The 20,151-nt window shown below is 48.2% G+C and carries 18 protein-coding genes; 17 read left to right on the top strand and 1 reads right to left on the bottom strand.

Translation table 11 applies throughout. The features are described from left to right. Window positions 1-13: 13 nt before the first annotated feature. Both OXH00_07895 and OXH00_07890 read left to right on the top strand, forming a co-directional pair. Window positions 14-1,225 carry an ABC transporter permease gene (locus OXH00_07895; GenBank protein ID MCY3740927.1) on the top strand — a complete coding sequence of 404 codons (1,212 nt, stop codon included), beginning with the start codon at window positions 14-16 and terminating at the stop codon, window positions 1,223-1,225. A gap of 327 nt (window positions 1,226-1,552) precedes the next feature. Next, window positions 1,553-2,269 carry an SDR family NAD(P)-dependent oxidoreductase gene (locus tag OXH00_07890; GenBank protein ID MCY3740926.1) on the top strand — a complete coding sequence of 239 codons (717 nt, stop codon included), beginning with the start codon at window positions 1,553-1,555 and terminating at the stop codon, window positions 2,267-2,269. A gap of 81 nt (window positions 2,270-2,350) precedes the next feature. Here OXH00_07890 and OXH00_07885 read toward each other — a convergent pair whose 3' ends face one another. Then, window positions 2,351-3,724: a HEAT repeat domain-containing protein gene (locus OXH00_07885; GenBank protein MCY3740925.1), complete on the bottom strand. Its 1,374-nt coding sequence runs from the start codon at window positions 3,722-3,724 to the stop codon at window positions 2,351-2,353. Between the two features lie 183 nt (window positions 3,725-3,907). On the opposite strand from OXH00_07885, the gene OXH00_07880 reads away from it, so the two are divergent. The 15 genes from OXH00_07880 (at window position 3,908) to OXH00_07810 (ending at window position 20,116) form a co-directional block, all read left to right on the top strand. Then, window positions 3,908-5,113, top strand: a complete 1,206-nt coding sequence (locus tag OXH00_07880) for an aminotransferase class III-fold pyridoxal phosphate-dependent enzyme (GenBank protein ID MCY3740924.1) — start codon at window positions 3,908-3,910, stop codon at window positions 5,111-5,113. A 100-nt stretch (window positions 5,114-5,213) separates the two neighbouring features. After that, window positions 5,214-6,101 carry a phytanoyl-CoA dioxygenase family protein gene (locus OXH00_07875; GenBank protein ID MCY3740923.1) on the top strand — a complete coding sequence of 296 codons (888 nt, stop codon included), beginning with the start codon at window positions 5,214-5,216 and terminating at the stop codon, window positions 6,099-6,101. A gap of 125 nt (window positions 6,102-6,226) precedes the next feature. Further along, complete coding sequence (locus OXH00_07870) at window positions 6,227-7,114, top strand: phytanoyl-CoA dioxygenase family protein (protein MCY3740922.1); 888 nt, start codon at window positions 6,227-6,229, stop codon at window positions 7,112-7,114. Window positions 7,115-7,349: 235 nt separating this feature from the next. Further along, complete coding sequence (locus tag OXH00_07865) at window positions 7,350-8,546, top strand: amidohydrolase family protein (protein MCY3740921.1); 1,197 nt, start codon at window positions 7,350-7,352, stop codon at window positions 8,544-8,546. A 115-nt stretch (window positions 8,547-8,661) separates the two neighbouring features. After that, entirely contained in the window at window positions 8,662-9,039 is a 378-nt protein-coding gene (locus OXH00_07860; GenBank protein ID MCY3740920.1) for a Rieske (2Fe-2S) protein, read from the top strand. Window positions 9,040-9,285: 246 nt separating this feature from the next. Further along, on the top strand, window positions 9,286-10,059 hold the full coding sequence (locus tag OXH00_07855) for a LamG domain-containing protein (GenBank protein ID MCY3740919.1): 774 nt from the start codon (window positions 9,286-9,288) through the stop codon (window positions 10,057-10,059). Between the two features lie 8 nt (window positions 10,060-10,067). Then, entirely contained in the window at window positions 10,068-10,571 is a 504-nt protein-coding gene (locus OXH00_07850) for a GNAT family N-acetyltransferase (GenBank protein MCY3740918.1), read from the top strand. A 5-nt stretch (window positions 10,572-10,576) separates the two neighbouring features. After that, entirely contained in the window at window positions 10,577-10,981 is a 405-nt protein-coding gene (locus tag OXH00_07845) for a hypothetical protein (GenBank protein MCY3740917.1), read from the top strand. Window positions 10,982-11,056: 75 nt separating this feature from the next. Further along, the gene (locus OXH00_07840; protein MCY3740916.1) at window positions 11,057-11,980 is read left to right on the top strand and encodes a hypothetical protein; all 924 of its coding nucleotides are present in this window, start codon (window positions 11,057-11,059) and stop codon (window positions 11,978-11,980) included. Then, window positions 11,977-12,714 (top strand): HAD family hydrolase, encoded by a 738-nt coding sequence (locus tag OXH00_07835; protein ID MCY3740915.1) that lies wholly within the window; start codon window positions 11,977-11,979, stop codon window positions 12,712-12,714. The genes OXH00_07840 and OXH00_07835 overlap by 4 nt, the downstream gene beginning before the upstream one ends. A 24-nt stretch (window positions 12,715-12,738) precedes the next feature. Continuing rightward, window positions 12,739-13,113 (top strand): hypothetical protein, encoded by a 375-nt coding sequence (locus OXH00_07830; protein ID MCY3740914.1) that lies wholly within the window; start codon window positions 12,739-12,741, stop codon window positions 13,111-13,113. A gap of 169 nt (window positions 13,114-13,282) precedes the next feature. Next, window positions 13,283-14,779, top strand: a complete 1,497-nt coding sequence (locus OXH00_07825) for a hypothetical protein (protein ID MCY3740913.1) — start codon at window positions 13,283-13,285, stop codon at window positions 14,777-14,779. Window positions 14,780-14,894: 115 nt separating this feature from the next. Beyond that, window positions 14,895-17,144, top strand: a complete 2,250-nt coding sequence (locus OXH00_07820; protein MCY3740912.1) for a leucine-rich repeat domain-containing protein — start codon at window positions 14,895-14,897, stop codon at window positions 17,142-17,144. A gap of 263 nt (window positions 17,145-17,407) precedes the next feature. Next, window positions 17,408-18,931, top strand: a complete 1,524-nt coding sequence (locus tag OXH00_07815) for a glycoside hydrolase family 32 protein (GenBank protein MCY3740911.1) — start codon at window positions 17,408-17,410, stop codon at window positions 18,929-18,931. A 375-nt stretch (window positions 18,932-19,306) separates the two neighbouring features. Further along, window positions 19,307-20,116 (top strand): aldo/keto reductase, encoded by an 810-nt coding sequence (locus OXH00_07810; protein MCY3740910.1) that lies wholly within the window; start codon window positions 19,307-19,309, stop codon window positions 20,114-20,116. The last annotated feature ends 35 nt before the right edge of the window (window positions 20,117-20,151 follow it).

Raw genomic sequence — 20,151 nt, 5'->3', positions numbered from 1 at the left:
AGGAGCGAACGTTATGGGTATTCTTGAAAGTTTTGCAAACGCATTGAGCGCCTTATTGGCAAACAAACTCCGATCTCTATTAACAATGTTAGGCGTAATCATCGGTGTCGGCGCGATTATAACCACCACTTCGATCGGTGAAGGTGCCAAAGCCGATATCACCGAGCGGATTCAGACATTAGGCGCGAACATTCTCGCTGTCCGACCTGGACAAAGTATGTTTCGCGGACGCGGATCTGCTGATGCCCGCAGAACCCTCACTGTCGAAGACATGGAGGCACTACAGGAACGCGGACAAACTTTTAGTTATGTCACGCCAGAAGTGAGCAGCCGCGCACAGGTGAAGTTCCGTAATAAAAATACGAACACAACCATCGTCGGTACCTCTCCAGCATACCTCGTCACAGCGAATTTTACCGTTGAGAAAGGACGATTTTTTACTGAGTATGAGATACGAAAGCGAGACCGCGTCTGTGTGCTCGGTAAGACTGTTGTTGATAATCTCTTTGAAACCGGAGAACCCGTCGGTCAAATAGTCAAAATTAAAAATGTTGGTTTCCACGTTGTAGGTGTTATGAAAGAGAAAGGGGCGAGCGGATGGCGCAACCCCGATGACCAAGTTTTCATCCCCTATTCAACTGCTATGAAGCGCGTTTTCGGAAATGACTATCTATCGAGTATCAGTGTACAAGCGAATAACGACAAACTCATTGCTGCGGCAGAAACCGAGCTAATTGAACTCATCCGAAAGGAACACGAAATCCCTATAAATAAGGAGCCTGATTTTCACATTCGCAACCAAGCGGAGTTCATGGAAACACTTGAAGAATCAAGCCAAACTTTTACCAATATGATTTTGGGGATCGCTGTTGTCTCGCTCGTTGTTGGCGGGATCGGCATTATGAACATTATGCTTGTCTCTGTAACGGAGCGGACGAAAGAGATTGGGCTTAGGAAGGCTGTCGGCGCACAGCGCATCGATATCCTCGCGCAGTTCCTCGTTGAATCTACGACACTCGCGCTCGTTGGCGGTGCCCTCGGTATTGGCGTTGGGATCCTGGGCGCGGAAGGCGTGCCATCGATTTGGGGATGGCGAACCGAAGTCTCTGTGATGTACGCTGTCGTCTCGTTTATCGTCAGTGCGTTGGTAGGGGTCTTTTTTGGCGCGTATCCCGCATGGAAAGCCTCGAAACTTCATCCGATTGATGCACTTAGACACGAATAAAATATCGGCGGTTTTTGCAGCACGCTTTCGCTAAGAATAACCCAAGTTGCTACCTAATAGCTCTTGGATGTTTAAACATAGACGTTTCAAGGAAAACTTTCTCTTTTTACCCCGTAGGGGTGTTATGTCTATAGAAAATTGGACATTCAAGGCACCGCACCCCGTAGGGGTGCTATGTCTCGCATAGGTGACAACTTGCGTTAACCATATAGGCGGGTTGAACTGAAAGTGAAACCTAACTTACAAATTTTCGTAAGTCTATATAGATCACGGTGAACTGAAAGCAGACCCAACTCCCAAATTTTCATAAGGCCTGAAGGAATCACTATGGAAAAAATAGCAGTTATTGCAGGTGTCGGTCCCGGTTTAGGGGCTGCACTCGCACGTAAATTTGTAGAAGAAGGATGTAACGTAGCACTTCTGTCGCGCTCATCTGCCTACATTAAAAACCTATCCACGCGATTGGCAAAATCCGGACGCACAGCCATCCCAATCCCGACAGATATTACCGAACCTGAGCAGGTAGATCAAAGTTTCGATCGTATTCGAGAAGAACTCGGTGACCCGGATATCTTGGTGAATCATGCTGGAAACGCAGCCTGGGGCAGTTTCGCTGACCTTACTCCAGAAGCATTTGAGGGCGCATGGCGCGTCTGTACCCTCGGTGGGTTCCTCTGTTCAAAGCAGGTCGTGCCGGGAATGCTAAAAAAAGGTGGCGGGAACATACTCTTTACAGGGGCAACCTCCGCTGTTCGTGGTAGGGCAGGGGCTTTGGCGTTCAGCAGTGCCAAGTATGCGACGCGAGGCTTAGCATCGGCACTCGCCCGCGAGGTCGGTCCGCACGGCATCCATGTCGCCCATGTTATTATCGACGGTGTTATTGATACACCCGGTGTACGACAACGCTATAAACTCAGTGAAAATGAACCGCTCCTCGAACCCGATGCAATCGCCGACACCTATTGGGCATTAGTGCAACAGGAAAGAAGCGCGTGGACTTTTGAGGTGGATGTCCGTCCCCATAACGAAGAATTTTTTACCTAAATTTTCTCATCACATTACCGTAAGGACCACATCGCGGTAGGCGCGGTTTGTAACCGCGCCGAAACAGAATCTCAATCTAACCTAAAACGTACTTTCGCTTGAGGTGATCGGACACCAACGCGTCGTCTGAAGATGACGCAGCAGCGCCGCTTTCGCCTCTGGTGTCCCGATACGGTAAAGCGCATGCACAGCATCACCACGAATATAGCGGTTCGCGTCAAACAGCATATTCTGTAACCCTTCAACAGCATCCGCAGCGTTATCACCGATTCTCGCTAACGCGAACACCGCATTTCGGCGGACTCCCTCACTCGCATCTTCCAACGCCTTTATAAGACCCGGAACGGCGAGTGAACTCGCTTGACTCGTTGTCCCTAACGCCTCTACCGTGTGTGACCGTACACGACCCGACGCATCAGAGAGTGTCTCAATCAGTGCTGGCACCGCTGGTTGGGCTTTGTTCCCCAAGTCACCGAGTGCCTCTGCTGCATTATCCCGCGTATGTTCACACGAATCTTTCAACGCATCACGTAGGGGTTCAACAGCAGCGGTTCCGACTGCATTGAGCGCATAACAGGCGTTTCGACGCGTCGTCTCCGATTCTTCTTGCAGACACCGCACCAAAGCAGGCACCGCCTTCTCCGCAAATCGGGACAACGCATAAGCCGCTTGCAATCCTGTCGATTCAGACGTACTATTCAGTGCACTGATCAAATCAGACAACGGTTCGCCATTTGATGTCCCGTGTGAGCCATTATCTTCAATCCCTCGATGCCAGTTCCAGAGATGGCGAAACATCTCTTGATGTTCAGCCGGTCCCACGGAAGTCCCGTTTGCCCAGTCTGTTTCCTTATTTGCCCACGTCGGTACTTCTGGTTCTGACATCCGGGCATAGAGGAATTTCATCATATAGCGCCGCTTCTCGCTGCTGTTCGGCATGGCACGGTGCCACAGATCATAGTTTGCGAAAGCAACTGTTCCCGCTTCGCCTATAATAGGTTGTTCCCGCGAGACCCCCGAACCTTCACTTGTACTAAAGTAGTGGCTCATCGGTACCACGCCAGTCGGACCGAGTTCAACAGGAGTATCCTGCGGATAATAGAAGACCAACAGCCTGCGCGTATGGTGCGACCACCGTTTCCCGCCGTCTTGGTGCAGTCCTTGCCCTTTACTCCCGGGCGGATTGTAATGCGGATGCCGGTGCGGCTGCATATAGTGGTCAGCACCCAGCAGACTCGTCAAGGCACCTTCAACGTTTGGATCGTCAAAGACCTGCTGAATCTCCGGTATTCTCGGCAAAAGGTTGTTACCCGGATTCCCTTCCTTATCGAAGACGTCTACAGTCTTTTCATAGACTGCATCGTGAAATTGCGCAGGCAGTTCGGTTGTGACGGTCACGAAACCGTTCGCGATGAAATGCCGCATCTGCGCGTCGCTTAAGAGGTTCACTGCCATTTTTTATTCCTTCCTCTTTTCTCAAACGTGCTATAAATCCTATTCACAACAATCCAGTGATTTTATTATTCCATAAAATCGGACTATTTTTCAAGAAATTCTCCCATCAAATCCCGAATTATGCTAAAATTTAAAATTAAGGCGGATTTCAACGCATAGGATACCAATATTGGAGGTTTCAGAATGGAACGAAGTTTTGAAAAATCGCTCGCGTGGCAGAAGCGCGCCAGAGCCGCACTCGTCGGCGGTGGGCAACCCCATAAACAGAGCCAGCCACCAAGACCGGTTATGATCGCAGGCGCGAAAGGCGCGCATTTTTGGGATGCCGATGGAAACGACTATATCGACTATCTGATGGGATACGGACCCATGATACTTGGGCACGCCTATCCCACTGTGATTGACACGGTTACAAAATACCTCGTTGAACGTGGCAATGTCTACAATTTCGGGCATACGCTTGAAGTAGAACTCGCCGAAAAACTCGTTCAGATTATCCCATCAGCGGACAGAATCGCTTATTTTGTTGGCGGATCCGACGCAACAACCGGTGCGATTAAGTTCGCTCGCGCATATACCGTTAGAGAAAAGGTGATCCGATCCGGTTATCACGGATGGCACGATTGGTGTAGCCACGCACGCGGGCACTTGTCAGGTGCTGCTGCCGCCACACTCAGCGTCGATTTTAACGATCTTGAAGGACTCGCCGACCTCTTTAAAGCGCACCCCGGCGAGATCGCCTGCTTGATTATGGAGCCTTCCGGACAGGACCTGCCTAAGGACGGGTATCTTGAAGAAGCAAAAGCACTCGTCAATGCCAACGGCGCACTGATGATTTTTGATGAGGTCAAAACCGGGTTCCGTTATGCTTTAGGCGGCGCGCAGGAATACTTCGGTGTCACACCAGATATGTCTGTCTTCGGCAAAGCACTCGCAAACGGATTTGCAACGGCTGTCGTCGTTGGAAAAGAAGAAATCATGGATGAAGTGGGCGATGTCTGGGTCGCCGCGACCTTCCACGGAGAGGTATCGCTCGTTGCCGCTGCAATCGCCACAATTGACGAACTCGAAGCCAAAGACGGTGTCGCCTTTATGTGGAAACAGGGACAGAAGTTATTAGATGGCTACAGAGAGATGACAGCACGTCTCGGTATTGACAATGCCCGCATCGGTGGTATCGGACCCATGCCCTACTTCGGTTTGAGCACCGATAGCGATGACGAAAAACAACAACGGTTCCACAAAACCTTCTATGAAGCAACTTTGGATGGTGGTTTATATCTACCAGAAGGACATATTTGGTTCATGTCTATGTCGCATACCGATGAAGATGTTGCGAAGACACTCAGCGTTTCTGAGGACGCACTCAAACGCGCCAAAGCTGCATAGCGGTCAGCAATCAGCAAAAAGAGGCTATTCTTAAACGAAAACCTCTTAAAACTGATCGCTGACGGCTGATGGCTGACAGCCAATACAAAGGAAATCTATTATGGCAGAGGTTACGAACCACACAAAACCGTTTATCGTTGATAAAAACCTCGGCGCAGCACTCGACATTGAGAATGCACAATTAACAAAAACCACCTCCGATGGTACACCTGTTGTCCCACCGACGCAGGAACAGAAGTACCTCTTTGACATGCGCGGTTGGCTCTTGGTTCCGGGTGTCCTGTCTGGTGATGAACTCGCGGAGATGCAAGAATTCGCCTATAAACTCCACCACGAACCGGAGTCGATTCCGAAGCATGAGCGTTCGCCGCTCGGGGGGGGCTTGCAACGCCTCTCTGACCATCCAAACGTCGTCGGTTTCCTTAACGAGTTTCTCGCACATCCCGCGTTATCAAGCCAAGAGTGCTATGGGTTCCGCATGGAATCGTGTCACCTGTTCTATCGCACTGTCGGCGATGCGAAGTTCAATCCCCACAACGGAAACGGCATGCTCCGTTTTCCGGGTGACTCGCACTTCTATCGGTGTATCCCCGGAAAAGGACACAGTGGCTTAACTCGCGTCGTCTGGGAACTGAACCCTGTCAAATATCGGCAAGGCGGAACGCTCTTTATTACAGCGAGCCATAAAGCCGTCTACACAGCACCTGACACCATCCGGAGCCAAGATTCACCGATTTGGGACACTTATGAATGCCCCGCAGGTTCGCTCCTCTTTTTCACCGAGGCGTTGACACATAGCGCGCACACCTGGACGAACGAGGAGAACTATCGCCTCGCTACTTTCAGTTGTTACAACACCGTCAATAGCAAGTGGAGTGCTTGGGGACCGCATCCGAAACTGCTTGAGGAGATGCCCGCCAAACGGCAGACCCTTTTCCGTCCTGTCCGCGCCGCCAATAATTTGATCGGCGATAATTATCGGCATTAAATTAACTCAGGTAGGTTTCATACCGTAAAATGCTGAATATAATTTCAGAAATGGTATAATGTTTTCAGGTTAACGAAGGAATCTCGCGTAAATCCTAATTTTCCTACAACCAAGAGGATTCTCTCATGGCAGAAACTACGAATTACTCAAAACCTTTTATTGTTGATAAAAATCTCGGCGCAGCACTCGATATTGAGAACGCCCAACTCACAGAAACAACTTCTGACGGTACGCCTGTCGTCGCGCCGACCCAAGAACAGAAGTATCTTTTTGATATGCGCGGCTGGCTCTTGGTTCCCGGTGTCCTGTCGGGTGATGAACTCGCGGAGATGCAGGAATTCGGCTATAAACTCCGCCACGAACCGGAGTCAATTCCAGAGCATGAACGCTCTCCGCTCGGTGGTCCCATGCAACGTCTCGCTGATCATCCGAATGTCATCGGCTTTCTCAACGAATTCCTCGCACATCCCGCGTTATCAGGTCAAGAATGCTACGGCTTCCGGATGGAATCCTGTAGCCTGTTCTACCGCACTGTCGGCGATGGAAACTTTGGACCCCACAACGGAAACGGCATGCTCCGTTTTCCCGGTGATTCGCACCTCTATCGCTGCATCCCGGGCAGAGGGTATAGCGGGCTAACCCGCATCGTTTGGGAACTGAATCCTGTCAAATATCGGCAGGGCGGCACGCTCTTTATTACGGCGAGCCATAAAGCCGTCTACACAGCACCCGAAACAATCCGAAGCCAAGATTCGCTTATCTGGGATACGTATGAGTGTCCCGCCGGTTCGCTCCTCTTTTTCACGGAGGCGTTGACACATAGCACCCACACGTGGACAAACGAAGAAAACGACCGCCTCGCGATTTTCAGCTGTTACAACACCGTCAATAGCAAATGGCACGACTGGGATCCGCATCCAAAGCTGCTTGAAGAAATGCCTGCCAAGCGACAGACACTTTTCCGACCCGTCCGTGCCGCCAATAATTTGATCGGCGAAACGTATCGGCATTAGTTAATAGTTTTCAGTTTTCGGTTTGCCTCGCAGTGAGAGTTATTGGAAAGATGGTTATCGGTTATCGGTTGCCTCGCAGTGAGAGTTAATATCTTGTGGCGGTCACAACAAAGGGAACCTTCTACAAGAAACCTCTTAACTGATAACTGATAACTCTCACTGCGAGGCAAACTGAAAACTATTCTTACTGATAGCCGACGGCTGATTGCTGACGGCTAATATAGGAGGCGTTCGTATGCGTCAAATTGGATCAACGCCTGTTACTGCACCGGGTTGGACTGCGAAGCCGAAAGACGGTATTGCTATCGTTGATTGTGATGTTCACCACAATTTTCGTCACCCTACGCAGCTCCTGCCTTACTTATCAAAATTCTATCAGGAACATCTCCTTGATCAGGGCTTGCATCTTGGTGGGTATCCAAACATCCCCATTCGGAGCAACCGCGTTGATCTCAAAGGGCGGGTCGAAGATGCTGTCGAATCGACGCCGAAGAACTCCGGTGGCGACCCCAGAGATTTCAACTTCACATTAGAGTTTCTCCAAGAGGAGCATCTTGATGTCTGGAATATAGATATTGCCCTGCTAACGGGACCGCCTCCGTTCTACGGATATTCTGGGTTACCTGACCCCGATTGGGCGGCTGCGCTCTGCCGCGCCTTTAACGATTGGACAATCGAGCATTGGCTGGAGCGCGACGAACGCGTCATAAATGCAATTCTCATCTCTCCATCCGACCCACCCCAAGCCGTTGAGGAAATCAACAGACTTGCAGATCGGAAGGACACCGCTGCAGTCATGGTCCCAATGGGAACCAGTCGTCCTTTTGGCAACCGTTTCTATCATCCGATCTGGGAAGCGTGTGAAGCGCATGGACTTCCTATCGTATCCCATATCGGCGGTGGGGGCGGCGCGACCCGAAACACGCCAACCCCCGTCGGGCATCCCACCTACTACATGGAATCTCGGATGAGCCGACCGTATGTCGCCAGTTCGCATGCGACATCTCTGATTTGCGAAGGTGTCTTTGAAAAGTTTCCCAACCTCAAGTTCGCACTTATTGAAGCACAACAGATGTGGGCGGTGCCAGTGATGTGGCATCTTGATACCGATTGGAAAGCACTCCGAGACCAGACACCCTGGCTCAAACGCCTGCCGAGCGAGTATTTCCGTGAACACATCCGAATCGGATCACAACCCATGCATGAACCTGAGAAACCGGAACAGATGTACCAGATGTTAGAGATGCTCCATGCGGATGAGACACTCATCTTCTGCTCAGACTTTCCGCATTTCGACTGGAACGACCCAGTAACAGTTTTCCCGAGGCTTCCGGAGGATTTACACCATCGCATCTTTGCCCAAAACGCGCTGGACATCCTTCGATTGGATTTAGAGGAAGCCAACGGATCCCCGAATCCAGTAGCGAATTAACCGAAACACAAAACCGTAGCCTGCATTCTCACTCCGAAGCAGGCGCAGGCGACTCATGAGAAAAGCAGTTGAAGTTTCAAACTCCTGTCATTTCTCCGCAAGGTAAATTAAAAATATGGCACGTGTTGTTGTAGGAAAGGTATCAGAGATTCCACCGGGGAAACGCAAAATTGTCGTGCCGTTCCGTGGCAAGGCAGGCATCGGTGTCTTTAATGTTGATGGCACCTTTTACGCTGTGCGCAACATCTGCCCGCATAAGCGCGGACCCCTATGTACTGGTGAACTGACCGGTAGGTTCGCAGCCAATGCTCCGCCTTCAATTCAGGGGACGATGCCCTCTGTTGACGATTTAGGTGAAGTGCTACGCTGTCCATGGCATCAGTGGACATTTGATATTGCCACCGGACAATGCCTCGTCGATGAATCATTGCGCGTAGCGACTTACCCTGTCAGAGTTGATGGTGATGATGTCGTTGTAGAATATGATGACTAAGTTCATTGAAATAAGTTTTGGATAATAAAATAAAGATGGAAAGGATACTGTTAATAGATTCACGCAGGTTTTTAGGTCCGTAGTACCTATATGTCTATAGAGATTTCTTTGGTCAATTGAAACCCGAGTTGATACCCTGAAGTGGAGACTGAAAACTCGGTTTTTCTCGAATAGGTAGCAACTTAGGTAAATTAGGAAACTTAACTGTGCCAAAAAGCACCCAATATTCCGAAATAGGGGGACCAAATGATTAACAGAACTCTGAGACAAATGCTTGTTTTAGTCGTTATAGCAACTGTTTTAATGGCTACAAACATAGCACACGCGCGTCAAGCGATTACCGATGGGCTGGTGAGTTACTGGTCCTTTAACAAAGCAGCGGTTGAAGGCAAAACGGTTAAAGACGTTTTTAGTGCTAACGATGGAACCATGGATGGAAACGTTGAGGTGGTTAAGGGTAAAGTCGGTGAGGCACTCAAGTTTAGCGGTGGACATGTTGATTGTGGATCGGATAAGAGCCTAACCGATATTGGCGATCAACTTACGTTGGAGATGTGGATAAAGCCTGAAAAACCTGGCTGGGCGATTATCGCAGGCATATCAAGGTCAGGAAATAATTCTTATGTGATTGCATGGTCAGACCAAACCCGGGTTGATTTTAATCTCTGGAACGGTGCCTTAGAGACGTGGCCCTTCCACAGCATAGCACAGCCCGATGTGAATAAATGGCATCACGTCGCTGGTGTTTACGACGGTTCCAAAGCCATAATTTATATTAATGGTGAATTTGATAGTGAGAAAAAATTCGAGGGTGCTATCAAACACAATGGCGAAAATTTTTGGATGGGTGCCAGAAAATCGGATGGGCTGCCTTTCAACGGTCTCCTTGACGAACTGCGCCTCTACAACCGCGGTCTAACGCAAGAAGAGATTGAGAATAATCTTGACGCGGTAGGACTCGCTGTTGAACCGACCCAAAAATTAGCACTCACTTGGGGAATGATAAAAGCTTCAAAGTAAGACGTTCGATGAATGAGCAACAACACTTTTCCATTGAAGAACTCACACCCGACCATCCAGATTGGCAGGAGTTTATCGCGCTCGTCAACGACTTAAACCAAGCAGATTGGGCATTCAATCCCTATTTTGAGCAGTTTTCACGCTATTTTTTAGCGGCAAAACAGGATGGGGTTATCGTCGGATTCCTCATGTTTGTTGTGTGGAACATCGGTCCCAATGATCGCGATCATCCACCTATTCAGATAGATGGAAAAACACTTAGAGAGGCGAAAATTCTTGCCTTTGGCGTGAAAGAAGGCTATCGGCGACAAGGCATCGGCACGGCACTTCAAGAGTATACTATCAAACAAGCGAAGATGTTCGGCTGCTATCAAGTGCGATCCGTCAGCGGCGAGAATCACCCTGAGAACCATTCTCTCAAACTCTCTATGGGGTTTGCCGTAGAACCGATGGAACGTGACGAAAAATGTTTAGCGTTTGTCATGCCTCTTAAATCGCCAGAAAGAAGGTAACTTTCGTGAAGCAGTTAACCGATGCTGAAAAACAGGAACTTGAAACGAAAATTCAAAAAGAAAAGGAACGCCAGCAAGCCCTTCGAGAATCGAATCCCGACCTACCTGAGACCTTTGAAGAGGCATCAGCAAAAACAGGGATTGTCCGGAAGTTTGTGCCAAGGCGGCTCTGGAAATACGGTTTCCTCGGCATCATTCTTTCTCTACTTGCCTTTAGCGTAATAAATCTACTAAGGTCGCGCAATTTTGGTTATGACCAATACGGTGCTCTCGTGATCGGATTCATACTGCTATTCAATCACATCGCTTATTACTTCACAACAAAAGGATGGAAAAGCATCGTGATGAAAACGATCGCATGGGTATGGATAGCATTTGGATTCGCTTACATATTCTGGATATTTAGGTAGGAGCTCTCTTCACTTGACGGACCGTTGTTATGCTTCTTAGACCAACACAATGGCAATAGGGCAATTGGAGAAGATATGGTAAAGACTCTCATGTTAATATTAACCACTGTCTTGATAACTGGCACTGTTCCGTTCGCGGATGCAGCAGCGCAACTAAAATCTGGAGTATATTATATCACGCAGTCGTGGGCACAGGAGGCAGCGTTCAAGCGTCCGTATTACGTCAGTGTCCCCGAAGGTGCGGATCAGCAAAAATTTCCAGTCTTCATTTTTTTACACGGCAATGGTGGAAATGCGAAGGATGCGATGAATGGATTCATGAAGCGGCACCCAACGATAGCGAGCAGATACGTCATGGTGTTTGCTGACGGATACAAGGCGAGTTGGAACATCGTGTCGGAGCGTTCCCAAGCAGACGATCTCGGATTCATCGAAGCAATCGTTAAGAAATTATCCGCGTACAACAACATTCAGAGCGACAATTTCAGCGTCATGGGGAATTCAAATGGTGCCGCTTTGGTGAACCAGTTGGCAATCGAAAGCAAACTACCGAACCTTCGGAATTATGTGAGCGCAGTCAGCCCGTTGAATGTGTATCAGCACGATGGGAAAAATTTCAAAGCCAAAGGTGCCGACAACAACTATCAAGCTGTTGCCACACCGATGACCGGCAAGCGTCTAATGAATATTTCGGGCACCACCGATGAGCTGGTACCTTATCACGGCGGTCCTTCAAAACACATTCCTGCCAAAAGCGGCAAATTGGGCTTCGTTGACGCTGAAGAATCAATTTTTCTCTGGGCGAAACAGATGGGCTACGATGGAGAGAAGTTGTCCAAGCCCAGCAGAATTGATGGCAATCTGGAAATCTTCAGCTACCTCAACGGTGACGTGATTCACTACAAGGTCGTCAACGAAGGGCATGGCGCATCGCGGGCAATCAGCGAGGAAATTCTGATCGAATTCTTGGAAGACAACGGCGAGAGAGAAACACAATGATTAAAGCAGTCCTCTTTGACCTTGATGGCACACTCTGCGACTCCGATACAGCATGGAGCATCGCGCAAAAAGAAATGTTTCAACGCTTATGCAAGCAGTATCCAGATGTTTCGGAAGAGACTGCTACAAACGCATGGAGAACAGTTCACCAGAGGCTCTTCCAACAACTCGGCGCGGGGAAACTTTCTATGGCAGAAGTGAGAGACGCACGGTTCCAGTGCCTATTTGAAGAATTGGGTTTACCCGCAGATAAAGTCATGGAAGAACTCAGCGACTTCTTCTGTGCGCGTTACCTCACAAGTTTACGGCTTTACGAAGATGTCACGGTCCTTGAGAAACTACGCACATACCATGTCGGCATCATTACAAACGGCGCACACGATGAGCATGCCGACAGCCAACTTTCTAAAGTGAAACATCTTGGACTCAGCGCACGTACTCGGTCGCTAACAATTTCCGGTGAAATCGGTGTCAGGAAACCGAATCTCGAAATCTTCAAAGTCGCTTGTGAACGCGCTGATGTCTTACCGAAAGAGGCAGTATACGTCGGGGATTCTGTTCAAAATGACATCGTTGGTGCCAACCGTGCCGGCATGACAAGCATTTTCATCAACCGAAAATCAGAGGTGTTGATACCGGAATCAACAGATGAACAACCAGATTACACAGTCTCAAGTCTGCACGAGGTCTTGTCCTGCGTGGGAAGTATACAGAATAAGAATTGCTGTAGTTGACAACCAAATGAAGAGGTAATTTTCGTGAAGCAATTAACCGATACCGAAAAACAGGAGTTTGAGGCGAAAATTAAAGACGAACGAGAACGCCAACGAACGCTTCGGATGAACCCGAACCGCCCAGCGGTATCGACAGAAGTCGAATTCACATTCAATCTTCTTTGGAGATACGGTTTCCTTGCGCTCATTCTTTGCCTCCTTGTCTTTAACGTGATGCACCTACTAAAGTGGCGAAATTTTGGTTATGACCAATACGGCAACCTCATGATCGCCTTAATGCTTTTATTCAACTACATTGCCTATTCTCTCACGACAAAAGGATGGAAAAGCGTTGTGATAAAAACAGTTGCATGGGTTTGGATAGTACTTATATTCGTCTACCTCTTTTGGATAACTTAAGAGTAGGAGGCTTGGTGAATTTCCGCTTTTACAATTTTCGGAACATAATAGAATCACCATTAATATTAAGTAGGACTTATGCCTTTTGTCAAAATATTACTTGTAAGAGGAAACTCCGATTCCCGATTCTTAACTGACAACTGACAACCGATAACTAATAACTAATCAAATGAAAACGCTATTCATTGATGACCATGATATTGACGAAATCGACAATCTCGCCCGGAAACTGCATCCACTGCAAAAGTTTGAAAAGAACGCTATGCTTCGACCTGAACATCGCTGGGAAAACTGCGGTATTATGATGTGGACAACCCCCGCATGGATACCCGATGAAGCGGTTTTCAAGGTGCTTTACTACGCCAGTGCAGAAGGAGATGATCCAGAGGTCAAACTCGATGTAACCGGCGCGCCGATGGGTGGACGGAGTTTTATCTGCTATGCAACCTCGGAAGACGGTGTGAACTGGGAGAAACCCGCGTTGGGTCTTCAGGATTATGATGCCCTCACATGGCGAGGCACCGCGATTGGCACAGACAACAACATCCTACCCACGGGCGTGCCACTGGCACCGATCTACGACCCTCATGATCCTGATGAACAACGTCGCTATAAAGGGATGGGATGGGGAAAAGGCGGTGGGCTGACACCAGCAGTCTCACCAGACTGCCTGCACTGGACATACCTTGATGTGCCACCTGTGCCAAGCTCGGACGAGGCGCACTTCGGTTATGACGAGGAGAACGGTCTATTTATCGCAACCGTCAAACACGCCGGACCCGATGGCAGATCGCCTTATGGACGTAGCTTCTGTTTGAGTACCAGCGAGGACTTTGAAAACTGGAGCGGGATAGAACTAATTTTTCACGCCGACCAGATTGATCAAGAAAACGGGGAAGAACGGATCCGTAAATTCATTGAGGATCCCGATTATCTTACCCCGATATACAACCGACCTGAAGAATGGCGTACCGACGTTTATAATTTTCCGGTGTTTCGCTATGAGGGATTGTATCTGGGATTACCTGTGATGCACCACTGGACGGGGAAGCACCCGCCACTCTATGAAAACGTAGACAGTCGCAAATCGGTGGAACTATCTTCAAGTCGAGATTTGCGAAAGTGGGAGCGGGTCGCGAACCGCACGCCATTTATCGAGTTATCACCTGTAGGGGATGGCAGTGCTTACGATACAGGGCAGATCTCGGTCGTCAACGGACCTGTCAGACGCAACAATGAACTCTGGTTCTACTACCTTGGTGTTCGGCACCGCAGTCAACCTTTGACGGACATAATGAACAGAAAATACCTCAACAACTTTGCGATGGCACTCGCCAAACTTCGCGTTGACGGTTTTGTGTCGCTTAAGGGCGGCATTGAATGGGGTTCGGTGTTGACGAAACCTATAGTTGTGGAAGGTAGCGAACTGCGCGTTAATGTCGATTCTTGGCGTGGTCGGGTTAAGGTAGAGGTGCTCAATGCCGATGATGGACGACCTGTTCCGGGATACACCTTCGACGAAAGTATCCCCGCGATGATTGATAGTATTGACGAACCAGTACGTTGGAAGGAGAAGGCTAACCTTGCTGAACTTCGTGGCAGGACTGTGCGCCTCCGCTTTTCTATACTCGAGGCAGAAATTTACGCCTTCTGGTTCACTGAGTGATTTGGGACGCTGGGATTATAGTAACGTAGTTCCACATAAGTATTTAAAAATTAAAAGGCAAACCGTTGGTTACATCAAATTAACGTAGATTCACACGAAAAGGAGACAACACTTTATGAAAACAACACTGTATTGCCTGATTACACTTCTTACCTTTTTTGGACAGATCACTTTACCTCACAGTTCTGCACAAATTATAGAGAATTTACCACATAACAGTGTCCGTGTCATTTACTTTTTACCCAAAGACCGCCAACCCCAAGCAGGCATTGATACAAATCTCGATGCTTTAGTAAAAAATATACAGACTTTCTACGCCGACGAGATGGAACGACACGGCTTCGGGAGAAAAACGTTTAGACTTGAAACAGGTAAGACGGGACAGGTGGTGATACATCATGTCAAGGGGAAGTCCTCCAGCTCGCGTTATAATAATAGTATAAGTGTTGCTGTTGAAACAGTTATCCCAGAGATAAAGCAGCGGTATGATACATCAAGTAACACCTATTTGATTGTGGCAGATCTCGGTCAGTCACTCGGCGGGTACGCGTTTCAAGGGTACGCACTCACAACGCCGCGGGGAGATTTTAATGAGCTTAATTGGCAGGAGGCTGGCTACCAATTCATTATGACAGCACACGAACTTGGACATTGCTTTGGATTATATCACGATTTTCGCAACGATGCGTATATCATGTCTTACGGAGGGAGACCCGACACACTCTCTAAATGTGCTGCCGGGTTTTTGGATGTCCATTCCTACTTCAACGTCCGCACGCCACAAGTCAATAATACAGACCGGACAATGCAGATGTTGCCCCCAACTTTAGCATCACCTGACGCAATCCGTCTGCGTTTTAAAACCAATGACCCAAGGGGTTTGCACCAAGTACAGCTGATAATCCGAGTAGACCCGACGGATCCAAACTCAGACTTTGAGTTGAATGGGTGCCACTTTTTTGAAAATGAAAGTAAGACGATTGAATTTGTCAGCACTGAATTAATTATTGAAACTCATGATAAAGTCGAGTTACGTATGATTGATAAAGGTGGTGGTATAACATCACAAACATTTCCGATTGATATTTCCAATATACTGCCGCCTCCTAAAATCGTGTCAATACTCGATCCGAATTTGGAAGCATCTATACGAGAAGCGTTGGGACTAAATAAAAATGATCCTATCTCTCAACGAGCACTGCTAGGCCTCAAAAACTTGAATGCCAGAGATAGACAGATAAAGAACCTCTCCGGGTTAGAGCATGCGACGCAATTGAGGTACTTGTATCTGGGGGATTTTGATGGTAACGATGCTAACAATAACAATGTCAGCGACCTCACGCCCCTGAAAAATCTGACGAAATTAAAACAGTTATGGCTTGGCGATAATAATGTTAGTGACCTCACGCCGCTAAAAAATCTGACAGAATTAGATGACTTAAGTCTCTTCTTGAACAATGTCAGCGACCTCACGCCCCTGAAAAATCTGACGCAATTAAGAGAGTTGAAGCTCGGTAGGAATCCTGTTTCTGACCTCACGCCCCTGAAAAATCTCACTAATTTAGTGCGCTTGTCTCTTTATGTGGTGAACAATGTGAGCGACATTACACCACTGAGAAATATGACGAAGTTGAAGGTTTTGACCGTCTCTTCTAACAATGTCAGGGACATCACATCCCTGAAAAATCTCACGGACTTAGAGCATTTAAACCTGTCCTTCATTGGCAATGTCAGCGACCTCACGCCCCTGAAAAATCTGACGCAATTAAAACACTTGAATCTCAGTAGGAATCAAGTTTCTGATCTAATGCCTCTGGAAAACCTGACGAATTTGGATTATTTAAACCTTTCTCATAACAACGTCAGCAACATCACGCCATTGATAAATCTCACGAACTTAGAGGTGTTACGCCTCGAAGGCAACCCGATTAAGAACCATGCACGACTCCTTACGCTTCTAAAAAAGAAGCCAGATATGAAAATTTATCTCAAAGAAGGGGGCGAACCGCTGCCGGTAACACTGTCCCATTTCCGAGCAGAACGGACACCCGCTGGCGTTGTTCTCAAATGGATTACCGAATCAGAAATAGACAACGCAGGCTTCTATGTCTACCGTAGTCAAGCAAGAAACGGTGAATTCAAAGTCGTCAATCCGACACTCATTCCGGGCGCAGGCACAACCGGTGAACGCCACACCTATATGTGGACGGACACCACCGCTAAACCGAATGTCGTTTACTATTATCGAATAGAGGATGTCTCTCATGCCGGTGTTCGCAAGCAGTTAGCCACAGTTCGTATGAGGGGATTGGTATCCGCGAGTGGGAAACTCACGACAATATGGGTGGATTTGAAAACGAGGTAAGAATCCGCTTCTCAGATGCTTTGATGTCTCATAATTTTTCAGATTTGGGTTAAAATGCTCTGTCTTTTTATATCGAACTCACGTTAGTGGATTTTCTATGTGATACATTGTGAGACAGGAAGACCAGCAAGTTTGGAGACCTTCCAGCGGCGGAGAAATGATAGGTATCCATGACATGACTGACGGGCAATGAAGTGCCCTACTACAAACGGGCTGTTTGTAGATAACGAGCCTTTCGATTCTCTATAAGGAACAATAGAACTATGAATACAACCATCGAAAAGACAGAAGCACTTATACATTCCACACGAGTACTGGATGCAATGTACGAAGACGATCCATATCGACCGCGCTATCACTTCACCCCGCCATTTGGCTGGATGAACGATATTAACGGCTCCATCTTTTGGAAGGGACGCTACCACATCTTCTATCAACACAATCCCGAAGGTGGCTATTGGAAATGGATGCAATGGGGACACGCATCGAGCGTCGATCTCGTGCATTGGGTGCATCATCCGATCGCTTTAACACCGGACCTTAACGGACCCGACCGGGGCGGATGTTTTAGTGGTGGGGCACTCGTAAATCGGGAGGGCATTCCGACGTTCATCTATCACGGAATTCCTGATGGCACGTGTATCGCAACAAGCGATGATGACCTGCTCATTACGTGGGATAAGCATCCCGCCAACCCAGTGATCCCAGTACCAAAACCCGGTGAAAAAGGACACGGCGAATATATTGTATTTGACCCGTGCGCTTGGGTGGAAGGTGATACATATTACGCCCTCATCGGAAACACGATACCGGGACAAATCGGAGATGGCACTGCGCTGTTTAAGTCGTCTAATCTCGTAGACTGGGAATTCGTGCGCTCCTTTTATGAATCACGGCGCCAGTGGACAGACCCAGAAGAAGACTGCGCGGTCCCTGATTTCTATCCGTTGGGCGATAAGCACATGTTACTCTTTTGTAGCCATTGGCAAGGCACGCAGTATTATCTCGGTAGATTTGAAAATGAGCAATATCACGTTGAAAACTATGGACGGATGAGTTGGGAGGGTGGACTGCTCGGTGGACCTCGCTCACTGTTAGACGCGCAAGGTCGCCGTATCTTTTTCGATTGGATCCGCGAAATCCAAGGCGTTGAACAGGAACGCGCTGCCGGTTGGTCAGGTGTCATGACTGTACCACGAATCCTGTCCCTCGCAACCGACGGTAGTTTACAGATTGAACCCGTGCCGGAGTTGGAATGTCTGCGAATGAACCCGAAGGCGCGTGAAAATATCATCTTGAATGCCGATGATGAGATGAACTTAGAAGAGGTTCAGGGAAACTGCCTCGAATTGGTTGTCGAAATTGATCCCAGCAATGCAGCCGAAGTCGGTGTCCAAGTACTCTGCTCACCAGATCAGGCTGAATGCACCGGGGTTCTGTATGTTCCAGCGGAAGAAACATTAAAAATAGACATCAGCCGTTCTACCTTAAACGAAGCCATTCGCTATCCACACTACCGAGACGCAGGCGGCACTGCAAGATTGCCAGAATCAGAGCAGTTCGTTGACTCACAATGTGCCCCGTTTACGCTGAAGGACAACGAAACACTTCAGCTCCGCATCTATGTCGATAAATCTGTGGTTGAAGTGTTTGCAAACGGTAGACAGTGTATTACGCAACGTGTCTACCCAACGCGAGTCGACAGCACCGGTGTAAGATTAGTGAACCGAGGTGGACAGGCACGTTTCCGATCCGTTCAGGCGTGGGAGATGGCACCCGCATTTTGATGGTGGATGGTTCCGGCACTCCAGCGGTGCGCTATATCTAACCCAAGTTGCTACTCTCAAGTTTTGGACGTTTCAAGGAGGGCTTTCAGGCACTTTCCTCACCCGAGAGGGGTGCTATGTCTATAGAAAACGATTGTCGCGTTACAAATATTAACACATCTGCATTTTGAGACAAGGTTGACTTTTACAGCGAAATAGCATATACTCTTGCTAACATTCAAGAATAAATTAGCAATCAGCAATCGGTAATCAGTAATCAGCAAAGAGGTGTTCTTAAAGGATGATCTTTCCTATTGACTGCTGAAAGAATTTTTTGAAAAAATCCACCCTGACTGCTGATGGCTATTCTTGCTGATAGCCATAGAGGTAAACATAATGGCTTATGAAATCCCGAAAACAGTTTTAGGGCGCACAGGTTTGACGGTTACCCGACTCGGTAGTGGGGGCGCGTATTGTGAATCCGTTAACGGTTACCGGAAAGCGATTGATGCCGGTATCAATTATATGGATACGGCACGAGCCTACAGAGATGGCGAGGATGAAAAGGTCATCGGAGCCGCTATAAAAGGACAACGCGATAAACTCATTCTTGCAACGAAAACCGCTCAGCGCGATGCAAAAGGGGCACGGACAGAGCTTGAAACATCTCTACAAATGCTTGGCGTTGATTACATTGACGTTTACCAACTACATCACCTGAACACGCAAGAAGAACGAGACCAAGCATTAGCACCCGGTGGCGCATTGGAGATGGCGCAAAAAGCACAAGATGAAGGGCTTATTCGCTTTATCGGTGTTACCGGACACGATTGGGTACAGATTCAGCACGCTGTCGCCACTGGATTTTTCGACACCGTCCTCTGTTGGTATAATTGCGCAATGAAAACACCGGAAGATACAGTTTTCCCTGCAGCTGACAAACACAATACCGGTGTCGTCATTATGAACGCCTCACGTAACGACAGACTTTTTGGAGACGCTGACGCGCCATCGCCAGAACAATTCTACCGTTATGTGCTCAGCCATAAAAGTGTCCATCTAACCATTATGGGATTGAGAGACGTTGAGCGCTTCCATCGGATTGCAGAGGCACTCTCCAAGCAAGAGACCTTGACATCAGAGGAACAAGCCGACTTGGAAAAATATGGCGCACAGCGGCTCGAAGCAGGTGCCTTGACACCGTAAATCCGATGCTAAAACGCCCTCCTTCGCTGGCGGTG

It is taken from the genome of Candidatus Poribacteria bacterium (assembly GCA_026706025.1).
GTDB lineage: Bacteria > Poribacteria > WGA-4E > WGA-4E > WGA-3G > WGA-3G.
Note: the sequence above shows the minus strand (reverse complement) of the source record. Positions and strands in the feature narration are given on the sequence as shown.